Consider the following 15,801-nt stretch of genomic DNA (forward strand, 5'->3'; position numbering starts at 1 on the left):
CTCGCTTAATCGAACCGAAGCTCTAACAAAGCCGACAAGCGTTGGAAATCACGAGCCCGCGTCAGCGCTGTCGGAGCTTGCGTCGCTGGGCGGGGGTGGGGCGTCGGCGGGCGGTATTTCGGCATCTTCCGCCGCTGCCGAGGTGGTCGGGCGGGGCGGGACCCGCACCTCGGGTGGCGGTAGAATTTCTTCCGCCTGGGCGCGCTTCTGGTGGAGCGCCCGCACGACGGCCCAGGCGCCGACCGCGGCGAGCACCGTCAAGACGAGGCCGACGCCGAGCCACAGAACCATGCGCGACGACGGGGTGGGGCCTGGCGTGAGCGACAGATCCACTTCGTTCTGGCGGAAGCGCGCCGCACCCACCGTCAGTCCCGGCTCCGTGTGACGCTCGCCGGTGTCGACCTGAGTGAGCCCTGGCAGAGTGGGGTGTGGGGCCGGTGAGCCGCCATCAAACAGAGTGGGCGGCGGACCGGGGCCGGGGTCGGACAAGGTGCCTTCGGGGTTCGCCAGCAGCGTGCCGCTGTGGGTGGGAGCGACACCGTCCTGAATTACCGTGCCGTGTGCCGCTACCTGCGCGGGCAAATCGACGACCGACAACACGAGGGTCGTGATGTTGTCGTGCCCGCCCCGGGAGTTGGCAAGCCCAACGAGCTCCTGGCACACCGCTGCGGTACCGCTGCCCAGGCGGCGGTTCACGACCTCGAGGATCTCCGCGTCGGTCACCAGATCGGTGAGCCCGTCGCTTGCGAGCAGGAGCAGATCGCCGCGGCTGAGTGCGAGCGGTGTGGCGCGAGACTCGGGGTTCACCTCGGGCGCGATGCCGAGCGCGCGCGTGATCTGATTGGCGTCCGGGTGGGTGCGCGCCTGCTCGGGGGTTAGGCGTCCCGCGCTGACCAGCTCTTGAACCAGGGAGTGATCGCGGGTGACCCGCTCGATTTGCCCGGCGTGGACCCGGTAGGCACGGGAGTCGCCGGCGTGGCACAGCTCGGCGCCGCCCGGGTGAAGCAGCGCAGCCACGCAGGTCGAGCCGGGGCGGTGTTCATTCGGACCGGCGCCGCCGAGGGCGTAGACCGCTCGACCCGCGCGCTCGACCGCTTGTTTGAGCGCGAGCCCTGGCGGCAGCCCCGGGCTGGCCTCGCGTACTCCGTCGAGGATCGCAACGACCGCCGCCTGGCTCGCCGCGCGTCCCTTGTCGTGTCCCCCCATGCCGTCGCACACCACCGCCAGGTGGCCGAGGGGTGTCTCGGCGTAGCCGCTCGAGTCCTCGTTGACCTGTTTGGACGGATCTCGGCCCGCATCGCTCAGCTCGGCGAAGTCGACGACCACGCCGTGTGCGGAGCAGAGCACGCCCGGTTCGTCCTTTCTCTTCGACTACTCGAGGCGAACGGTGAACTCCACCGGACCGAAGCGGACGAGCGAGCCGTTGGGCGCCGGCGTCCACACTCCTCCGGTCAGCTTCGTGCCGTTGACCTGAGTGCCGTTGTTGCTCTGTTCGTCGCGGATGACGAGCTGCCCGCCATCGAGTCGTACCGTGGCGTGTACACCCGAGACCCGCGGCTCATTCAAGAGAATGCCGCACTGTGAACCGTCCCGTCCGGCGCGCATCTCGACGCCGGGCACCACGGTGAACACCCCGGCCGCACCCTGCAGCGTCGCCCGCGAGACCACCGCGGGCGCACCTCCGCCGTACGGATTTGGCGGTGGGGCTGCCATCGGCATCGGCGCGGCCCCTGCTGCTGGCTGGTTGCCGTACATGAACTCGGGGCTGGGTGGAGCGGCGACCGGCATCGGCATCGGCTGGGGCGCGGGTGCCGCATAGGGATTGGGAGCAGGCTGCTGCATGCCGCCGCCGTAAGGCTGAGGCGCTTGAGGCGCGCCGTAACCGCCGTAGGGCATGCCCATTGCCATCACCGGTGCGGGGGCAGGCGCTGCGCGCTTTTTGCTGCCGCTGCGCACGATCACCACGACCAGGAGCAGAAGCACCACGACACCGAACAGCCCGCCGAGCACCGGCAAGAGCGGAAACGGACTGGTCGTGCCCTTGACTTGCACGATGCTGTCGGAGGTTACGCCGCTCGTGCGACGGGCCTTGTTGTCGTAGACGACCAAACGCACCACCGCTTGTTCCCCGGAGCCGTGCAAGATCTTCTCTTTGTCCGGCGCCTCGAACTCGGCGTAGGTGTCACCCACCTCGATGGCGCGGCCCTTCATGCCCATGGCAATCAGCTGCTGCTGAGTCCGCTTCGCCTTGTCGATGTCGGCACCGGCTAGCGCCGCCGGCGCCTGCTGCCCCGCCGGGAGGAAATACACCTCCGCTCGGCCCTTCTCGCCGCCCCAGCAGAAGTTGCCGTACACCTTGAAGGTGCCGCCGGGATACACGCCGCCTTGGCGCTTGTTCATGTCCTGCGAGTACTGGATGTTGACGTCGAGCGGCCAGGTGGTTGGGTCGATGCCCACCGGCACTTCTTTGAAGGTGTTGTCGCCGAGAATGGGCGGCGAGACCTCCTTGAACACCAGGCCGAAGGTCTGGGTCACGCCGGACTCGATGCACGAGACCCGCCACTTGACGATGTGCATGTTGGAGAAGCGCGCGCGCACCGAGCTCACGATGTTCGTGGCGCGTCCACCTTCTCCGCCCTGCACCACCGTGAAAAATCCGCCGATCTCGGTGTTGGCGATGCCGCGCATGAACTCGAGCGAGTTCTGCCGGTACTCGTCGTAGACCTTGGGCGGGAAGAAGATGCTGATCACCGGCACCGGCGCCTTGGGCAGCGCGGTGTTGTCCTCCGGGAAGCGACCGCCGGTCATGTACTTCGCGATCTGCAGGCCGCCCGGACCGGTGGTGAGCGCGTCCGCCCCGCCGAACCCGGTGGAGATGACGACCATCGCCTGGTGCAGCGGGACTTTCACGTCCTCGCCGACGTTGCCCAGCGCCTTGAAGCCGTCGGTGGCGCCCTCCTTGATGATCGTGCCGAGCGAGCGGTTGCGGCCCTGCGACCGCCAGGTGCCGGTCACGCCGTTGACGAAGCCTTGTGCCTGACCCTTCTTGGCGGCGCTCATCCATTTGCTGTCCTTCACGACCTGCCGATCGTTGAAGAACATCACGTTGACGATGTCGCTCTGGCTCATGCTGCCGATGAAGGCATTGGCGATCTGTTTGGCGTCGCTGAAGCCGTAGTCGATGCGTTGATCCGCATCGACCATGATGAGCCAGGCCGTTCCGACGCTGGGTTGCGCGAGGCTCGCCCCCCACTTCGCGTGGCTGAGGTAGCTGGCCGGTTGGTCCGTGCCCTCGACCTTGACGGTGAAGATGGCGTTTTCGTGCGGGAAGCCCGCGCCCGCCGCCCCGAAGGGCTGGTACAGCGCCTGAGGTTTTTCCAGCGAGTCGCTCAGGCAGCGGTAGTAGCCGGTGCCTCGATCATCGACACAGCCCGCCGTCGCATCGCTGATGCGTTTGGTCTGCACCAACTCGATCAACGTGGTCAGGATAGGCGCGCCGTTCTCCTGGGCCGCCCGCGGGTCGATGCGCAGGATGTGGGCCTCGGGCGCGGCGAACGCGGCGCGGCTCGTAGTCAGAACGACGACGGCGGCGACGAGCGCCGACAGGAATGCCAGCGCGTGGCGGCGAAGTGATGGGTGGGCGAGATTCGACATCGCTGCTTGCATGTCCCTCGTGCTCGGGTGCGTCCGCGTGCTCTGCGCGTGGTTAAATGATCTTGACGGTGGTGGTGTAGCCGCCGAAGCGGAGTGTGTCGCCGTCGCGGATCTCCACGGGTGTGCCCTTGGCGACGCGCTCCTCGTTCAGGTAGGTGCCGTTGGTGCTACCCGGATCTTCCAGCTTGATCGAACCGGGCCGCGCGGCGGCGTGCAGCACCGCGTGGCGCGATGACGTCGTCGGGTGGTCGAGTTCGATGTCCAATCCGTCCATCGCAGCCTTGCGCCCCACGACGTTCTTGCCTTGATAGAGCGGCCAGAAGCTTCCGAGCTCGCTGGCCTCGAAGCTGACGAGGAAACCGGCGAGCACCCGTGGCGCGTCTGCCGCGATGGCCATCGGATCGTGAGCGACCTGCGCCTCGGTGCGCGAGACACCCGTCGGCGGCGGCGCACTGGGGCGCACGTCCTCAGGCGGTGCCGGTCGTGCTGATGGCTGCGCTGACGGCTGTGCTGACGGCGCGGGGGCTGCGGACGCGGCCGGCGTTGCGTCCGGCGGAGCCGGAGCGGCGTCCGGCGCTTGGCCCGCCTGGGCCCGCAGCGCCGCTTCGTGTTCATCCGCCGTCGGCGGTGGCGCGGTGGCCGCGTAGGCGGCCGGATCGTTCCAGCCCGGTTTGGGCGCGCCGGAGCCCGGTGTCGGAACCGGCACGGGCGCGAGCTGAGGACCACCCGGTGGTGGGCCAAATCCGGGACCGCCCGGCGGCGGACCACCCGGTGGCGGACCACCAGGTGGTGGGCCAAATCCGGGACCACCCGGCGGTGGACCACCCGGCGGCGGGCCACCCGGTGGCGGCCCAAATCCGGGACCACCCGGCGGCGAACCGCCCGGCGGTGGACCTCCGGGCTGGGGCGCTCCAGGTCCGCTGCCCAAGTCCGGCGCCATGGTTGCACCAAAGGGATTGAGTCCCTCCGGGGAGCCGACGCGAAATCGCTCGTCCGCCGGGGCGAAGCCACCCTGTTGAGGCGGCGCACCTTGCGGACCCGCGGGCGGCGGACCGCCGGGCGGCGGACCCCCGGGCGGCGGACCCCATCCCGGCTGCGCTGCGGGCGGCGGCCCGTACGGACCGGGCGGTGGACCGTACGCCGGCCCTTGGGGTCCCGGGCCGAACCCTGCCGGCGGTGCGCCGGGCGGTGGACCGTACGGAGACGGCGGCGCCTGCGGCGGCGCCCCCGGCGGACCGAAGGGGCTCTGCGGCGGGGCTCCCCACCCTGGCGGCGCTCCACCAGGCGGCGGGCCATATCCTGGCGGTGGGGCGCCCGGTGGCGGACCGGGAGGCGGGCCCCAACCGGGAGGTCCGGCTGGGGGGCGTGCGCCGCCAGGTCCCGGGAAGGTCGGCGGCTGAGCGCCGACACCGGATGCGGGCAGCGGGGCCCCGCAGGAAGCGCAGAACTTACTCGTGGGCTGGTTGGAAATGCCGCAGCGCGGGCAGGCGATCATCGAGACGACCTCCAAAACGCCTAGAAACGGCCGGAAAACATGCCGGTTCTGGGGCGGCGACGAGCATAGCCGGTCCGCTCACGCCCGAGTAGCACCGAAGTGCTACCCGCGTTGTTCAGACGTCCTTCACGTCCCGAATGCGCGCGGCTTTGCCCTGCAGCTTGCGCAGGTAGCCGAGGCGCGCCTGGCGCACGACGCCGCGCGAGACGACTTCGATCTTCTCGATGCGCGGCGAATGCAGCATGAAAATGCGCTCGACGCCGATGTTGAAGCTGACCTTGCGCACGGTGAAGGTACTGCGCGCTCCGGCCCGGTTGCGCTTGATCACGGTGCCCTTGAAGACCTGAGTGCGGAGTTTGTCGCCTTCGACGATCTTGTAGTGAACCGCTACGGTGTCCCCCACGCGAAAACTCGGCAGATCCGAGCGCAGGCTGCTGTTTTCGTGGGCATCGATCTTGGGGTGAATCATCGACATGACAGGGGCTCCGGCCGGCTGGGGGCGGGGATTATGCACGCAGGAGAGGCCCCGTCAATGCACCGGCCGAAGGCAGCGGAATTCACCTGACTCCGCCCCCGGCGGTCCAGACCGCCAAAAGGGTGGCTCGAGCGACCGGCTTGCACGGCCGTCGAAAATACACTACTTCGCGAGCCCATTTTTACGGATGGCCCAGTGTGCCTCCGCGACGACGAAAGAGAGACGGCAAGATGAACACGCATCCGGGTGTCATCGGGCGAAAGCTCGGAATGACTCAGGTCTTCACCAGCGACGGTTCCGTGATCCCGTGCACCGTGGTGGAGGCGCGTCCCTTCGTGGTCGCCAAGCGAACCAAGGAGAAGGACGGCTACGACGCCATCGTGCTCGGCCTGGTCGATCGCAAGGACAAGCACACCAAGAAGCCTCAGGCGGGCTTCTACAAGAAGTCCGGCGTCGGTCCCAAGCGTTGGCTGCGCGAGCTGCGCTGCACGCCCGAGTTCGCGGCGGGCTTCGAGGTCGGCGCCGAGGTCAAGCTCGACGCCGTGTTTCAAGAGGGTGAGTTCGTCGACGTGCAGGGCATGAGCCGCGGGCGGGGCTTCACCGGTGTGATGCGGCGCTTCAACTTCGCGGGCCAGGTGCAGACCCACGGTACCCACGAGTACAAACGCCACGGCGGCTCCATCGGTACGAACATGACCCCGGGTCGTGTGATGCCCGGTAAGAAGATGCCTGGCCAACACGGCAACACGAAGGTCACGGTGCAGAACCAGCGGGTGGTCAAGGTCGCGGCCGACGACAACCTGTTGTTCGTCGAGGGCGGTGTGCCCGGCTCGAAGAACGCACTCGTGTTCGTCAGAACGACGGTCAAGACCCGTCGCATCCCGGACGCGAAGAAGTAGGCCCCGCCTTCGGGCGCTGGTCGAGCGGTCGGTTTGTCATTTTCCCTCCGTCTCTGGCTCGATGAGCGCATCATTGCGTGCGACTCCGATGTGCTCGTGGTCGACAAACCGCGTGGCATCGTGGTGCACGGCGGTGACGTGTCGCTCGCCGACGATCTGGTGACGCGACTCCGAGCCTGGCTGCGCGCTCGGGGTGAGTCGGATTACCTGGGTGTTCACCAGCGCCTCGACAAAGAGGCCTCCGGAACGCTGCTGTTCACCCGGCGGCGCGAGCTGAACGCGGTGGTTGCCCGCGACATGGAGAGCCATGAAGCGCGCCGCACCTACGTGGCCGCCGTCACGGACAAGGGGCTCGCTGCCGAGGGACGGCTCGAGCATCAGCTCTTGCACGACAAGTCCGGCGTCACCCGCGTCGTCGGGCGAGGTGGGCAGCATGCCGTCGCTCGTTATCGCGTGCTCGAACGCCGCGCCGGTCGTGCGCGGGTCGAGCTGATGCCGGAGACCGGGCGCACCCACCAGCTCCGAGCTCAGCTCGCGGCCGTCGGCGCGCCCATCGCTGGCGACCGTTTGTACGGTGGCGCCCGCGCTCCGCGACTGATGCTCCACGCCCGATCGCTCGAGCTGCCGTCGGCAAAGCGGCGCTTCGAGTGTGCGGTGCCGGAGTGTTTCGACGACTGGGTACGGACCGGCAGCGTCGGACTCGGCTCGGAGGCAGCGGTGCATGGCTTGCTCGCGGACGCCTTCGTGCTGCGCGCTCCGCTGTTCGACCGCGCCACCGCCTTCCGTTTGTGCAACGGCGAGGGGGACGAGCTGCCGGGTGTCGTGCTGGATCGCTACGACGAGTTCGGTGTGCTCTCCGTCTCGAGCGACGAGGCGCGCGCGCGCGCGGAGGAGCTTGGGCGTGCGGTGCAGGCGCTCGGCGCCCGGGGCGTCTACCTCAAGATCCGCGAGCGTGCGGATCAGCGGCAGGTGGATCCGGAAAAGAACGCGCCGCGCCTACCCGTCGTTGGTGAAGCCGCGGCGGACGAGGTGGAGGTGAGGGAGGGCGCCCTGCGCTTCCGCGTGAAACTGGGGGAGGGGCTCTCCACGGGCCTGTTCGTCGACCAGCGAGACAATCGCGACTTGGTGCGCCGCCTCGCGGGCGGCTTGCGCGTGCTCAACCTGTTTGCTTACACCTGTTCGTTCAGTGTGGCCGCGGCGGCCGGCGGAGCGCGCGAGGTGGTCAGCGTCGATCTGTCGCAGCCGGCCCTCGAGCGCGGTCGCGCTAGCTTCGAGCTGAACGGCCTCGAGCCGACCGCGCACCGCTTCTTCCGTGAAGACTGTGTGGCGTGGCTCGCGCGGTCGCGGCGCCGCGGGGAGCGGTTTGACCTGATTGTCCTCGACCCGCCCAGCTTTGGTACGCGCAGCAAGCGAGCGACCTTCGATGTCGACAGCGGCTACGTGCGGGCTGCCGCCGACTGTCTTCTGCTGCTTGCGCCGGGAGGGCGGCTACTTTCCGTGACGAATCATCGCAAGACCAGCCGCGAGCGCCTGCGCAAGATGCTCCACGACGCGGCGCGCGAGGCCAAGGTGCAGGTGCGGCAGCTGAAGGACCTGGCATCGCCCCTCGATTGTCCGGATGCGTCGGAGGGACCGAGCCCGATGAAGAGTGTACTGGTGACGGTGGCGTGAGCGGTTTCTCCGCGCGTGTTCGAGCCCGGGCGGCGATCGTCGCTGCCGAACCGCGCGCTTCCTCGTGCTAATCTGGCAACCATGTTCAAGCGCGCCGCGCCGCTCGTGGTCTCGGGCCTCACGACGTGGCTCGCCTGCGCGTGTTCTGGCGCAACGAGCGACGATGCCTCGGGCGGCGGCGCGGGAACGTCTTCCGGGGGCGGAGGCGGCACGACGTTCGGGACGGACGGCGGAGACTGGCCCGACGGGAGCGGCGGAGGTGGCGCAAGCGGTGGCAGCGGGGCCTCGGGTGGCGTCGGCGCATCAGGCGGCGTCGGCGCATCCGGGGGCATCGGCGCAGCCGGCGGCACTGGCGCAACCGGCGGCACCGGCGCAACCGGCGGAGTCGGTGCGTCGGGCGGCGTCGGCGCGACCGGCGGCACTGGCGCGATCGGCGGTGCGGGTGGCTGTACCTCGGGGCAGACGCAGAGCTGTCAGGGGGCTTGCGGCGCGGGAACTCAGACCTGCGCCGGCGGGGTCTTCGGGGCGTGCAACGCGCCGGGCACACAGACCTGCACGAACTACGCGACCTGCAAACAAGAGGCGCTGTGTCTGTGCGCGCCGGTGCCCGCCGAGATCTGCAACTTGAAGGACGATAACTGCGACAACAACTGCGATGACTTCGCCAAGTGTCGCACCGGCGTTCACCGCTCCGTGAAGTCGACGGAGCACTTCTACACGACGAGCCTCACCGAAGCGAAATGCTGCGGGTACACGCTCGAGTTTCAGGACTTCTACTACCTCTACACCGCGGCGACGGCCGGGGTCGTCCCCTTCCACCGCTGCCTACTCGCGAACGGCAAGCACTTCTACACTGCCAGCGCCAGCTGCGAGGGCGCTGCCGGCAGTGTAATGGAGGGGGTGATCGGTTACATCGGTACGGCCGCCGCCTGTGGCGCCGTGCCGCTGTACCGTCTGAGCCACGCGTCGGGCGACCACTTCTACACCACGGGCCTGGCGGAGAAGAACAGCGCGGTCGCCAGCTCCGGTTACATCGACGAGGGCGTGGCGGGATACGTCTGGACCACGCCGTGAAGAGCCGTCGCCAGAACCCATACGCACGGGCGGACGCGCGCACGCTGGAGGCGAAAGCCAAGGGGTATCCCGCGCGCAGTGTGTTCAAGCTCGAGGAGATCGATCGCCGCACGCGCCTGCTCTCCCGTGGCATGCACGTGCTCGATCTCGGCGCCGCTCCCGGCAGCTGGAGCCTGTACTCTGCGGAGCGGGTCGGCCCCACCGGGCGGGTGCTGGCGGTGGATCTGGCCGAGATCAACCAGGCGTTCCCCGACAACGTCACCGTGATCCAGGGCGACGCCCTCGATCTGGATCACACCGCGCTCGCTCTGTTTGCGCCTTACGACGCGGTCATCAGCGACATGGCGCCGAACACCAGCGGCAACAAGGCCAAGGATCAGACGCTCTCCTTCGAGCTGTTCATGCGCGCGCTCGACGTCGCAGTCGCACTCGGCAAGCCCGGCAGCGCGTTCGTGGGCAAACTGTTCATGAGCAACGACTTCCAGCCGGCCCGCAAGGCCGTGCGGGATCACTACTCCAAGGAGCAGACCATCCGCCCGTCGGGCACCCGCAGCGTCAGCTCGGAGGTGTTCTTGGTTGGCTTGGGCTTGAGGCGTTAGAGCTCGCGGCCTCGGCGCGTGGCTTGGTCGGGGTTGCTCGCAGCCAAGGCCCGCGAGAGATCGCCCTCGCACTGCCGAACCCGAGCTGCGCCTCAGCCCGCCTGTTTCGGCCCGGGTGGCTTCTGGGCGGCGACCAACAGACACATCGCGGTGACCCCCAGCGACACCACGATCCAGAGCAGGCCCCACACTACGGATGGCACGAAGGTGAGCTCGGCGAGCATGTCCGCGTCCGAGCCGATCCCCGGGCGCTCGAGCACGTCGTCGACGATGTCGAGCACGGCGTACAGACAGCTGGTCACGCCGATGAGCTGGAGCACGAACTGGTTGACGGCATTCGAGAGCTTGACGCCCATCACGATCAGAGACGCCGATGCCAAGAGCGCGAAGCCAAATCCGAACCACGAGCGGACGTAGACGATGGTCACTGCGAGCATGAAACCGCCGATGAGCAGGCTGATCAGGCGCTGGCGTTTGGTGCGGGACGCCGCGACGATGATGAGTCCGCCCCAGAGCAGGCTGCCGAGATAACCGGCGCTGAGTACGACAAAACGGCTGCCGCCGGAGGTGTGGCAGACGCCGCCCTGCTGTGCGTTGATCTCCAGCTTCTCCACGCCGCCTCCGGTGACGATGGCGGCGATGCCGTGGCTGATCTCGTGCAGCAGGACAACGAAGATCTTGAGTGGCGTGACGACGAAGGTGCCCCACAGACTCGCGACCAAGACGAAGACTGCGACCAGGCCGAGCACGGTCTTTGGGTCCACATTCCGAAGCAGACGATTGAGTGTGTCGACCCAGCGGCTCATCGGGAGATCTCAGCTACCGCGCCGGCGGCTCCGTCAACGGGCGGCTCACTCTTTCACGGTCGCGGCGAACATCTCGGAAATCTTGGCATGCCCGGTCGGGTTGGGGTGAATGCAAGTGATGTCGAACCAGAGCTCGGCGCCCGGTCCGCGATAACAGATGCCCGCCGCATCCTCGCGTTTGTAGCCGTGGCCACAGAACTGTTCGAGCGTGAAAATCATGTCGACCTGGTGATCGACGGCGATCTTCATGAAGCGCTCCTGGAAGTGCACGACTGCGGGAGCGCCCTCCAGCCAGTTGCCCTTGAGGCCGCCCAGGCTGGCCGTTGGGCACGAAAAGAGATCGCCGGTAGCGTCGGTGTATTCGTACGGATTCGCGAACACCACGTAGATCCCATTCGGGAATTTACCGGGCTCCTTGAACCACTTCACGGTGTCCTCCAGAAGATCCGCGGCTTTGTCGGCTTCGAGCTTGGCGGTTGCCACGGGCATCTGGTCCTTGGCCCACGCGGCGATGTCGTTGCCGCCGATCGTGAAGACGACCAGCGTGGACTTGGAGTCGCCGCCGGAGGGAAAACACGCAGCGACCTGCTGTTGTCCCCCGAGGAAATCGTCGGTGCGAGCGCCCCACTTCGAGCAGTCGCTGACCTCGAGGCCCGGGAACGTCTTCTTCAGCTCCTCACCGAGCAACGCGCGGTAGAACTCCGCAGCCGGGGTGGGGGGCGTTCCGGCGGTCACCGAATCACCGATGAACACCAGGCGCTCCACGCCCTCGACTTTCTGGTGGTTCGTGCCGAAGCAGTGCGAGCCGATGACGGGCTCGAACTGGTCGTAGTCCGGGCCGAGCGTGCCGTCTCCGCCGATGTCCTTGAAGCACTCCTTCGCGGTGAGCTTGCCGCCCGCGCCCCCGGTGTTCGAGCCGGCGGCGCCTGCAGCTCCGCCACCCGCAACGCCGCCGCTCGGTGCACCCCCGCTCGAGCCGCCGGTGGCCGCCGTACCGCCGGAGCTGCCCGTGCTCCCCCCTTCTTCGCTCGAGCCTCCGCAGCCGAAGGCCGGCATGGCCAGCAGTCCACCGCCCAACACAACCGCCAGCGCACCCCGCTTCAACACACGTCGAGGATACGCGGTCGGGAGCTTCGCGCAAGGCGTGCCAGAGGGTCCGCTCGGCTTCGGTGCCTTGGGCTGTGCTGCCCTCGCCCCGCAGGATTCATCCTCCTCGACTCACGCGCACACGCAGTTGAGATTCTGGCCGTCCAGGGTGCCGCTGCAGGTCTCGGCCGGTGCGCTGCAGGCCCCGCTGCCGTCACACGGCGTGCAAGAGACGGCGCTCACGTCCACGCAGGAAGGCGACGCGGGTTTGCAAGCGGCTGCGTCCGTCGGCGCGCCGACACAGCAGTGGAACACGCAGAGCTGATTCCCGCTGCACGTCTGCGTGCCGCAGGGGATGGTTCCGGCGTCCGCGATGCTCGGGTGGCATCCCGCGTCGACCGCACACTGGCACGCGTCGAGCATGCCGGGCGGACAGCACGTCGCGAGCGAGCCGGCGCACAACACCGCGGCTGTCCTTCGCTTCAACCGTTCGACGCCACTTGCACGGTGCTCATCAGCGTGTTTTGCCAGGACGCGAGCAAGCGCTCGCGTGGCAGATCACGGTGGTCGAGCCAGTCGAGGACGGACGCTTCGACGTGACCGATGAACCCCCGCACGGCGTTGCGAACCTGCGGCGTCACGCTGTCGGCGTGTTGCAGGATGCGCTCGAGGATGCGCTTGCGGCACTGCTCGATGATCGAGCTGACCTCGGCGTCGAACCCGATGCCGCCGCGGTACAAGGCGCGGTACGCGGGCTCGCGCTCCTCGACGAAGCTCAAGTACGCTTCGAGCGCCTGCGCCGGATCGTCCCCTGCTAGTTCGATTCGCTCCACCAGCTCACCCGCGGCGACGCCGAGCGCTGCGATGTAGAAGTCCCGCTTGCTGGGGAAGTAGTGATAGAGCAGCCCCTTGCTGATGCCCGCCTCCTCCGCGATCTCGTCGATGCTGATGTCGTCGTAGGACCGGCGCGCAAAGCGCTCGAGCCCGAGCTTCAGGAGCTCCTCGCGGCGCTCGCCGACCGGAAGCCGACGACGTGATTTCTTTTTTGCCGCTGACACGAGAAAACTATTATTATTCCAGTGGTTACTGAATAGTCTAGGTCGCTATTGACCGCAGGTCAATAGGGGTTACCTTTGGCGGGACACTGATTCCGGAGGTTTTGATGACCGCATCCGCCGCCCAGCCACGAGCCGCCGAACCCCCCGCGACCCGCGCGCGCCAGACGATACGACCGCGCCGTCCGAAGCTCGACTACAGCGATCTGCCCCGGCACTGGCTGGCTGGAAACCGCTTCGCGACTCAGCTGGTAAACGGGCTGAACCTGCTCTTTCCGCGCGGCGAACGCTTCTTCGTGCGCAGTGTGAATCACTATCTGCCCGAGATCACCGATCTGCAGCAGCGTGCCGACGTGCGCGGATTTTTTGGTCAAGAGGGGCGGCACGCCGCGGAGCACGAGCGTTTCTTCGAGGTGATGGAGCGACAAGGCTACGAGATCCGGGAGTTCCTGCAATGGTACGGCAAGTGGACCGCGCGTCTCGAGTCCGTCACTCCACCGGCGCTCAACCTGGCGGCGACGGCTGCGGCTGAGCACTTCACGGCGTTGTTCGCCGACGTCGTGCTGCGGCAAGGTCTGCTCGACGAAGCCGATCCCCGCATGCGCGATTTGCTGCTGTGGCACGCCGTCGAAGAAATCGAGCACAAGGCCGTAGCTTACGACGTGCTGCAAGTCGTCGCTCCGAGCCATGCGCTACGCGCTGCCGGGCTGCTCTTGGCGAGCACGGAGCTGGCGTTCTTCTGGTTTCACGCCACGCGCATGTTGCTGCGCCAAGACCCAGCCGATGGAGCGAGCGTGGAGGAAGAACGAGAGCAGCTGCGCGCCTCCGGTTTCCTGCGGCCGTCGCGCTTGCTGGCAGGCATGCGCGACTACCTGCGACCGGACTTCCACCCCTGGCAACACGACAACAGCGAGCTCGCGAAGGCCCACGTCCGCGCGGCGGGTCTGGACGAGGTCAGCTGACGCGGGCCGTCCTTGGCTCGGTTCCGGCTCAGTAGTGCCTGCCGGTCCCGACCACGCTGAAGGCGGCGTCGACGATGAAGGCCAGCACGACGCCGTCCTCGCCCTCCGACACCGCGTCGTCGGCGTAACGTCGAGCCTCGACGAGGTCTTCGAAATCGCGGCAGCTCACTCGACCGTCCGCTTCGTAGACCACCGCTCGTAGGCTCCCCATCGCCAGGGGGCCGGCTGCTCGAGCGAACGCGGCGGCGGGCCAGAGCGTTCGCTCGAAGTGGTCCAGGACTTGGAGCAGTGCTTCGTCAGGGCACGCCGGATCCGACACGAAGAACCACCACTGAGCGTGCTGGTTGTTGATGCTGAACGACGCTCCGAGATACTCGAAGTCGAGCCAGGCTTCCGTCACATCATCGGTCAAGAAGCGGGTGAGCCGGGCTCCCGGCAACTGCGCGACCGCTTGTGGTAAGCGCTCCCAATCCGAGGTCTCGGGCAGGTCGCCGAAATGGCGGCTGCCGTCCGCCATGCGTAGATCGATGAGCCGCGAGCTCATTGGATTTGGCATGAGCGCACAGCGCACGAGCGTTGCCAAGGGTGCGCAGCAGCGAGAGGCTCGCGCGGCGCGGCGGCGTGAGCTAACCTGGGCGGCATGCGTAAGACGGTTGCGTTGTTCTCTCTGGCGTTTTGGTTGATCGGCTGCGGGGGTGACTCGACCACGGAAGGCACCGGTGGCAGCGGCGGCGCAACGGGCGGCAGCGGCGCAACCGGCGGCGGGGCAACAGGCGGCGCGGGCGGAACAGGCGGTGGCAGCGGCGGGACGACGGGAGGCAGCGGTGGCGTGACAGCCGGTGCGGGCGGAACGACCGGTGGCAGCGGCGGGACGACGGGAGGCAGCGGCGGCGCAACGGGAGGCAGCGGCGGCGCAACGGGAGGCAGCGGCGGCGCAACGGGCGGCAGCGGCGGCGCAACGGGCGGCAGCGGTGGCGCGACGGGCGGCAGCGGCGGCGCGACGTCGAAACCCGAGTGCGCTTCCGACAGCGACTGCAAGATCTTGCAAGATTGCTGCAGCTGCAGCGGATATCCGAGCTCCGAAACCCCACCGTCGTGCGCCAAGCTCTGCATTCAGGACAAGTGCGGCGAGCTCGGGGTGACGCCGACCGCGTCCTGCCAGGCGGGGCGTTGTGTCGCGGGTTTCAACTGCGACCCGTCGAAGGTGACGTGCAAATCGCTGACGCCCACCTGCAACCCCGGAGAGATCCCGCTGATCAACGCCGCGGGCAACTGCTGGCAGGGCGGCTGCGTTCCGGCGAACGAGTGCAAAGCCGTGAAGGCCTGCAGTGACTGCACCGGCAACCTGGTCTGTGCGAGCTGGGTCACACAACTCGGCACCCAGCACCACTGCGTCGACGTCCCAAAGAGCTGCGGTACGGACTTCACCTGCGGCTGCATGGGTCCCAGCGTGTGCACCTCTCCCTACCTGAGCTGCCAGGACTACTCGGGTCAGAAGGGCGTGAGCTGCAGCTGTCCGAATTGCTGACCGAACGGCGCTGCTCGCGTCGCCTGCGTTCCGGAGTGTGCAGTTGACTGGTAGCGAAAGGGTTGCGCGCATCTGAAACGGCCGGGCCGTGTTTCGCGCCGCGCGCAGACTGCTACGCTGGCCTCACCCAGCAGCTGCTGCTCTCGCTCGTGCCGAGCGGCGGGAGCGGGCCCACGGCGTTGGCACATGAGACGGTGTCGGTGTCGGAGAAGGCCTTCGCGAGGGACGCCGAGTCCGCGCTATCGGCCTTGCCTTCGCTCCAGCTCAGCTCGTCGTCGGGGCCGACGGGGCCGTCCGAATCGGGCTCGGACGCCGTCGATACGCTGCACGCCGCGGCCGCAATTCCGACGAGCAGGCACACGAACCGCGTCGCCCATCGCGGGGGGCGGCGGGTTTCAGTCGGAGATTTTTCCGGCGCACTCGCCGAAGCCTCGAGCCTGTTCTGGGACGATCGGGACATGACGCTTCGTGCCTCCATACGGGTTAGTGTCGTTCAC

The 15,801-nt window shown here is 67.9% G+C and carries 15 protein-coding genes; 5 read left to right on the forward strand and 10 right to left on the reverse strand.

Going from position 1 to position 15,801, the window contains the following annotated elements; translation table 11 throughout:
- Positions 1–48: 48 nt before the first annotated feature.
- From IPI67_11035 to rplS, 4 genes are all read right to left on the reverse strand, one after another.
- The gene (locus IPI67_11035; GenBank protein MBK7580729.1) at positions 49–1,347 is read right to left on the reverse strand and encodes a protein phosphatase 2C domain-containing protein; all 1,299 of its coding nucleotides are present in this window, start codon (positions 1,345–1,347) and stop codon (positions 49–51) included.
- Between the two features lie 24 nt (positions 1,348–1,371).
- Positions 1,372–3,666: an FHA domain-containing protein gene (locus tag IPI67_11040; GenBank protein ID MBK7580730.1), complete on the reverse strand. Its 2,295-nt coding sequence runs from the start codon at positions 3,664–3,666 to the stop codon at positions 1,372–1,374.
- Between the two features lie 40 nt (positions 3,667–3,706).
- Positions 3,707–5,146, reverse strand: a complete 1,440-nt coding sequence (locus IPI67_11045; GenBank protein ID MBK7580731.1) for an FHA domain-containing protein — start codon at positions 5,144–5,146, stop codon at positions 3,707–3,709.
- Between the two features lie 118 nt (positions 5,147–5,264).
- Positions 5,265–5,624, reverse strand: a complete 360-nt coding sequence (gene rplS, locus IPI67_11050) for a 50S ribosomal protein L19 (protein ID MBK7580732.1) — start codon at positions 5,622–5,624, stop codon at positions 5,265–5,267.
- A gap of 230 nt (positions 5,625–5,854) precedes the next feature.
- Here rplS and rplC point away from each other — a divergent pair, with 230 nt between their 5' ends.
- From rplC to IPI67_11065, 3 genes are all read left to right on the forward strand, one after another.
- Complete coding sequence (gene rplC, locus IPI67_11055; GenBank protein ID MBK7580733.1) at positions 5,855–6,523, forward strand: 50S ribosomal protein L3; 669 nt, start codon at positions 5,855–5,857, stop codon at positions 6,521–6,523.
- Positions 6,524–6,556: 33 nt separating this feature from the next.
- Positions 6,557–8,194 carry a class I SAM-dependent methyltransferase gene (locus IPI67_11060; protein ID MBK7580734.1) on the forward strand — a complete coding sequence of 546 codons (1,638 nt, stop codon included), beginning with the start codon at positions 6,557–6,559 and terminating at the stop codon, positions 8,192–8,194.
- A 740-nt stretch (positions 8,195–8,934) separates the two neighbouring features.
- On the forward strand, positions 8,935–9,867 hold the full coding sequence (locus IPI67_11065; protein MBK7580735.1) for an RlmE family RNA methyltransferase: 933 nt from the start codon (positions 8,935–8,937) through the stop codon (positions 9,865–9,867).
- A 92-nt stretch (positions 9,868–9,959) separates the two neighbouring features.
- Here IPI67_11065 and IPI67_11070 read toward each other — a convergent pair whose 3' ends face one another.
- The 4 genes from IPI67_11070 to IPI67_11085 all read right to left on the reverse strand — a co-directional run bounded on the left by IPI67_11070 (position 9,960) and on the right by IPI67_11085 (position 12,817).
- Positions 9,960–10,673, reverse strand: coding sequence for a M50 family metallopeptidase (locus IPI67_11070; GenBank protein MBK7580736.1), 714 nt, complete (start codon positions 10,671–10,673; stop codon positions 9,960–9,962).
- A gap of 45 nt (positions 10,674–10,718) precedes the next feature.
- Positions 10,719–11,780 carry an SGNH/GDSL hydrolase family protein gene (locus tag IPI67_11075; GenBank protein ID MBK7580737.1) on the reverse strand — a complete coding sequence of 354 codons (1,062 nt, stop codon included), beginning with the start codon at positions 11,778–11,780 and terminating at the stop codon, positions 10,719–10,721.
- Between the two features lie 111 nt (positions 11,781–11,891).
- Complete coding sequence (locus IPI67_11080; protein MBK7580738.1) at positions 11,892–12,245, reverse strand: hypothetical protein; 354 nt, start codon at positions 12,243–12,245, stop codon at positions 11,892–11,894.
- A complete protein-coding gene (locus IPI67_11085; protein ID MBK7580739.1) occupies positions 12,242–12,817 on the reverse strand; it encodes a TetR/AcrR family transcriptional regulator in 576 nt (191 codons plus the stop codon). Before IPI67_11085 ends, IPI67_11080 begins: the two co-directional genes overlap by 4 nt.
- Before the next feature lie 104 nt (positions 12,818–12,921).
- On the opposite strand from IPI67_11085, the gene IPI67_11090 reads away from it, so the two are divergent.
- On the forward strand, positions 12,922–13,776 hold the full coding sequence (locus IPI67_11090) for a metal-dependent hydrolase (GenBank protein ID MBK7580740.1): 855 nt from the start codon (positions 12,922–12,924) through the stop codon (positions 13,774–13,776).
- Between the two features lie 28 nt (positions 13,777–13,804).
- Here the strand turns inward: IPI67_11090 and IPI67_11095 are convergent, their stop codons facing one another.
- Complete coding sequence (locus tag IPI67_11095; protein MBK7580741.1) at positions 13,805–14,320, reverse strand: hypothetical protein; 516 nt, start codon at positions 14,318–14,320, stop codon at positions 13,805–13,807.
- 96 nt (positions 14,321–14,416) lie between these two features.
- Here IPI67_11095 and IPI67_11100 point away from each other — a divergent pair, with 96 nt between their 5' ends.
- Positions 14,417–15,304 (forward strand): hypothetical protein, encoded by an 888-nt coding sequence (locus tag IPI67_11100; protein MBK7580742.1) that lies wholly within the window; start codon positions 14,417–14,419, stop codon positions 15,302–15,304.
- 112 nt (positions 15,305–15,416) lie between these two features.
- Here the strand turns inward: IPI67_11100 and IPI67_11105 are convergent, their stop codons facing one another.
- The gene (locus tag IPI67_11105) at positions 15,417–15,665 is read right to left on the reverse strand and encodes a hypothetical protein (GenBank protein MBK7580743.1); all 249 of its coding nucleotides are present in this window, start codon (positions 15,663–15,665) and stop codon (positions 15,417–15,419) included.
- Between the last annotated feature and the right edge of the window lie 136 nt (positions 15,666–15,801).

This window comes from Myxococcales bacterium (assembly GCA_016706225.1).
GTDB lineage: Bacteria > Myxococcota_A > Polyangia > Polyangiales > Polyangiaceae > JADJKB01.